This is a genomic window from uncultured Lactobacillus sp. (assembly GCF_948948975.1).
In the GTDB taxonomy this organism is placed as follows: domain Bacteria; phylum Bacillota; class Bacilli; order Lactobacillales; family Lactobacillaceae; genus Lactobacillus.
The window spans coordinates 1-4,524 of the sequence record NZ_CARBVX010000039.1; the positions used below are offsets into that span (position 1 = coordinate 1).

The following is a 4,524-nucleotide window of genomic DNA, read 5'->3' on the forward strand; positions in this document are numbered from 1 at the left end:
TCTTGCTTAATCTACGTCACTAAATTCGTTCAAGTTATTTCTTGCAATCTGCCTTCTTTAAAAAACGCCAATAAACCAATCCAGCAACGATCCCCATGCCAAGCAAAGTTCCGGTTAGACTTCGCCACATCATACTTGATGAAGTGGAAACCGCTGCCCAAATTCCAATAATATAGATCAATAAATTATTCACAACATGTGCGGTAAAACTAGCCCACAAACTTTTCGCCGCCACAGCAATTAGCGTGAAGAACATCCCCATTGCAGTATAGGCGATTACGAGGAAGATTGCATTATACCACGCTGCTTTACCGAGTGACGATAGGTGAATTAAGCCAAAAACAAATGCTGTTAGCCAAATCGTTGCAGAGCGATTGTGCTATCCAGTGCACCAAATACATATCCACGAAAGACGTATTCTTCAACTAATGGGGCACTCACAACCGTCATCGTGAATTGCAACCACCAATTATTCATTGTCGTGACCGATGAACGAAAGCTAGTCTGAGCAATCCAAGAAAATAGGTAGATTAAGACATCCGCCAAGATTGCATATAAAATTGGCCACCATTGAAAACGCCATTTGGATACTAACGGCAGCGATTGATGAAACAAGAAATGGTTTAGCAGCCATCCACCACCGATGACAATTATTGGATAAGTAACTGTCATTAAAATAACTGCTGCATTTTCTGAGAAATTTAAGTGGTCAGCTACTGCTAGTGGTGCAATTTGACCAACAACCATTAGCACTAGAATTAAGATAATCATGATTAGCGCTTTGAGATATTTACGCATGTGGTTTCACCTCGATTGGATCGTCTCTACTCTAAGGTTATTTTACACCTTAACGAGGCCTTATACTATAACGGCTTTATTTAACCGGATTAAGTTTATATTGCTGATCATATTCCATAAATTTCAATTTTTATTTTCAATAATTAATGCACCGCAAAAAATAGTTTCTACAACTGTCATTCCAACAGCTAAAATAGTTGGACTAAATAATAAGCCAATGAATAGCGCCAAAAACGGAATAACTATCGAGAACAGTAAATACACTTTGGATTTATATAACCAGCTAAAGGGCATTAGGTGCGCACCAAAAATTATTGCAATAACCATCGGCATTTTATCTGGGATAATCGGATAAATCCACATGGCAATCAGCAAATATAATAATTGATTCACTGAAAATAAGATGCCCAAATTTGACAAAGGATTTTTATTATCACTGAAGTTAACTTTTAGTATTTTTGAGATTCCCCATGCCAGCGGTAATAAGATGCCTGTACAAATAAAAACAAATAAATTCTTAGTCAAAATCGGCACAGCAGATGAATAAATAAATGCAATTGCAAGCCAAATCAAAACAGAAGCAGCGATAAAATGCAATCCTCTTTTTTGCTTAACAGCTAGATCAAGCCTTTTTTGTTCGAGTTGAGTCATCGACTATCTCTCCTTTAATTTTGGTTGTTTAATTATACAATAAGAATAACTAATATTTGTAGCTTGATTACACCAAATCAAAAAGCACCACCTTTCAACGCGAACTCTATGTAACATTGAAAGGTGGTGAAAGGTAATAAAGAAACAATCTGGTTCAATTTCTAAAACTTAAGACAATGAATCAAAATATTAATGCCAAAATTATAAAAATCGGAGCTTCTCATGACTAAAATTATTCAATTAAAATACGGCAATACTAAATGTTATCTCTTAAAAGGAACAAAGAAAAATCTGTTAATTGATGCAGACTGGGCAGGTACTCTTCCTAAATTTTTCCAAGAGCTAGGAAGAAAAAAGTTAAAGGTCCAAGATATTGATTATCTATTAATTACCCACTACCACCCCGACCATATGGGATTAGCAACTGATTTGATGAATCTTGGAATCTCCTTAGTGGTGCTTGATTGTCAAATGGCCTATATTCATCAAAGTGATTATATCTTCCAAAAAGAACATAACCCTGATTTTCAGCCAATTAATTATAAACATATCCACAAGTTAAATTTAGTTGATAGTCGTCATTTTCTCAGTGACTGTGGAATCTCAGGCATAATTTTGAGTTCACCTGGTCATAGTGCAGATTCTATATCTCTTGTTCTAGATAGCGGAGAGGCGTTTGTTGGTGATTTATATCCACAAGAACAGGTACCCTTATATAATAATAAAGTTCTAAGCCATAGTTGGAAAAAGCTTATATCTCATGGCGCAAACTTCATTTATTTTGCTCATTATGCAAATGAGAAGGTTATCTGAAGGATTTTAATAGATGTATGGATCGATTAGTAGGAAAAACGCGTTCAAGAAAAGCCTAATACATTATCCTTTCTTATGTATTTCAATTTCTTTATTATACTTCTCTAACATATTATGATAATAAACCTTATTTCCCCGTGAAATGCGTACTTTTTTCCATAAAAGCGAAGCAACTTTTAACCGCTGATTAAACTGCTTAGTAGCTGGATCCTTAAAAAAGTCGCGAACAAAGTTATTCCATTGATAAGTATTTTCTTCTGCAGGTGATGCATTTTTATTTTTGTCCCAATTCTGCATCTGTTGAATTAAGTCGCCAACAGTCGCTTGTTCATCACGTTCTACCTCCGCTTTTCTTTTAATAACGGCCATCTTCTTGCTGAAGGAGAATTTCTCGACACCAAAATAATCAGCAAACCACTGACGAGCAACTTTGTTAAAGCAGAAGCCAGAGTTAATTAACTTTGTGTCCAAATTAATCTCATTATACGTTAATAAACGATGTATTTTATTACTTCGACACGGTTTAATTTTGTTCGCAGACATTCCCTTTAAATACTTTTCAATGTACGAATTGAGTTCTGCTTTTGTCCCAGATGTGGGTAAATTCCATTGTCGACATAGCTTTATTAATTCTGTTTTATAGTAATAGGTTTGTGTAAATTCAGAAAGAGTATGAGGAATTTTCAAAGTAAGTCTCCCCTCTAAAAATTTGTGATGATTTTAAATCTAATATTATACAGTGTTATGATACTATACCTTAGAAAGTAAAAACACAGTTCGGTTGGTAGTCCGAACATCGGCACAAGCTGATCAGTATCCTTCCTCTCCGGGATGTCCCGCTTTCGATTAAAAAAATCAAAGGAGGGGACATGATGGTTATCCAATCCTGTCTAACAATTGTTTTTGATGGTAGTTTCTATAAGGCCATTTTGGAATGTCATGACGATAAAGATTATTCTGTAGCATCAGTTACCCTTGGAAGTTCAGAACCAAAAATGTCACTAATCCTGAAATTGATAAATCAGGATTATTAACGATTCCACTTTCATCATGAACCGAGTAGAACACGTATAGTTACGAAACGTATCAACCCAAAGCGTGCTCAGCGGTTGGCCAACAAAGCAATGAAGTCACAAGGTATCAGTACCAAAGCACAGATCACTTTGAAAAAACAATTTGAGGAAAAGAAAAAATTACGAAAAGCGCAACACGCTACTGAAAAACGATTAACGCAAGAACTTCGTTATCAAAAACGAGTAGCTAAGCATCGTAAGAAACATCGTGGTCATTAATATCCATGCATGGTCGTTATTTTTACGATCATGCTTTTCTTTTTACCCGAAAGTAGTCGAGTGTACAATTCTCCTTAATAAAAGTAGTCTAATAAAGCAAAACTCGATTTTATGCCAGTAGCTTAATCCACTCAATTGTTAAGCTCAAAATCAGCTATTTTTACAACCATTCTCAACGCTATCATATCAACCTCTATCACTGCTTTCAGCATTTCAGTCTACTCAACCCTCCGAAACGGATATTTACACACTCAACCTACAAAAAAGGACATAGAACACTCGACCCTCGGACTCAATAAACAAAAAGTGTATACCTCTAATTCCAATCAATAAAGCAGGAATTAGAGGTATACACTTTCTGGTATGGATGAAGATTCCATGCCCGATTTTTTTGTATAAAAAAGAGGCATTTGCTGTCCCCTCGTTATACAATCAGTTCACCACAAAAATCATGAAAGAAGGTTAAACAAATGTCCCATAATGATTCTATCCTAAATATTCTTGGAATTAAAGATAAAAATATTAAAGTTATTTCTGTTGAAGAGGTCGAACACAACAATAATTCTGTTAACGAGTATATAACCCTAATAAAAGCTACGCTTTTCTATCCGATTAATCGTTGTCGTAACTGTGGCTTTCCTACAGTTAATAAGGATGGCTTTCGCAAAACTCATGTACGACTGGCTAGTTTAAACGGGAGAAGATATGAACTAGAGCTTCGTAAACAACACTATAAATGTAAATCATGCCATACTACTTTTGGTACTATTACTAATTTAACCAAAGAAAATCAAACCCTATCCAATGATCTCAAAAATCAAATCATGCTTTTAGCTCGTAGAGGACTATCAGGTCAGCTAATTGCTGAAATATGCCACTGCTCTCCTAGCAGTGTTCGTCGAACAATTTTAGAGCGCATGGAACCACACTATCGTGTGGCTAAGTTGCCTAAGCATCTATGTTTTGACGA

6 protein-coding genes and 2 pseudogenes are annotated in these 4,524 nt (G+C 35.6%); 3 read left to right on the forward strand and 5 right to left on the reverse strand.

Annotation, left to right across the window (positions count from 1 at the left end; translation table 11 throughout):
* Nucleotides 1–34 precede the first annotated feature (34 nt).
* From Q9R40_RS09435 to Q9R40_RS09445, 3 genes are all read right to left on the reverse strand, one after another.
* Complete coding sequence (locus Q9R40_RS09435; RefSeq protein ID WP_324255725.1) at nucleotides 35–361, reverse strand: type II CAAX prenyl endopeptidase Rce1 family protein; 327 nt, start codon at nucleotides 359–361, stop codon at nucleotides 35–37.
* Nucleotides 352–798 (reverse strand): type II CAAX prenyl endopeptidase Rce1 family protein, encoded by a 447-nt coding sequence (locus Q9R40_RS09440; RefSeq protein WP_229305044.1) that lies wholly within the window; start codon nucleotides 796–798, stop codon nucleotides 352–354. The genes Q9R40_RS09435 and Q9R40_RS09440 overlap by 10 nt, the downstream gene beginning before the upstream one ends.
* Before the next feature lie 123 nt (nucleotides 799–921).
* Complete coding sequence (locus tag Q9R40_RS09445) at nucleotides 922–1,449, reverse strand: hypothetical protein (protein ID WP_094512346.1); 528 nt, start codon at nucleotides 1,447–1,449, stop codon at nucleotides 922–924.
* 222 nt (nucleotides 1,450–1,671) lie between these two features.
* Between Q9R40_RS09445 and Q9R40_RS09450 the strand changes: the two genes are divergently transcribed.
* Nucleotides 1,672–2,262 (forward strand): MBL fold metallo-hydrolase, encoded by a 591-nt coding sequence (locus Q9R40_RS09450; RefSeq protein ID WP_094509365.1) that lies wholly within the window; start codon nucleotides 1,672–1,674, stop codon nucleotides 2,260–2,262.
* Nucleotides 2,263–2,325: 63 nt separating this feature from the next.
* Here Q9R40_RS09450 and Q9R40_RS09455 read toward each other — a convergent pair whose 3' ends face one another.
* Both Q9R40_RS09455 and Q9R40_RS09460 read right to left on the reverse strand, forming a co-directional pair.
* Nucleotides 2,326–2,733 (reverse strand): hypothetical protein, encoded by a 408-nt coding sequence (locus Q9R40_RS09455; protein ID WP_225361539.1) that lies wholly within the window; start codon nucleotides 2,731–2,733, stop codon nucleotides 2,326–2,328.
* Nucleotides 2,734–2,793: 60 nt separating this feature from the next.
* Nucleotides 2,794–2,949, reverse strand: a pseudogene (locus tag Q9R40_RS09460) (SAP domain-containing protein); the annotation flags it as partial.
* A gap of 185 nt (nucleotides 2,950–3,134) precedes the next feature.
* On the opposite strand from Q9R40_RS09460, the pseudogene Q9R40_RS09465 reads away from it, so the two are divergent.
* Both Q9R40_RS09465 and Q9R40_RS09470 read left to right on the forward strand, forming a co-directional pair.
* Nucleotides 3,135–3,554 (forward strand): annotated as a pseudogene (locus tag Q9R40_RS09465) (YjdF family protein).
* Between the two features lie 470 nt (nucleotides 3,555–4,024).
* Nucleotides 4,025–4,524 (forward strand): transposase family protein (locus Q9R40_RS09470; RefSeq protein WP_304677418.1); only part of this gene is annotated, 500 nt, incomplete at its 3' end.

Coding starts and splice junctions, on each gene's coding strand:
- Q9R40_RS09440 (WP_229305044.1), bottom strand. CDS start 798: ATGCGTAAATATCTCAAAGCGCTAATCATGATTATCTTAATTCTAGTG.
- Q9R40_RS09445 (WP_094512346.1), bottom strand. CDS start 1,449: ATGACTCAACTCGAACAAAAAAGGCTTGATCTAGCTGTTAAGCAAAAA.
- Q9R40_RS09450 (WP_094509365.1), top strand. CDS start 1,672: ATGACTAAAATTATTCAATTAAAATACGGCAATACTAAATGTTATCTC.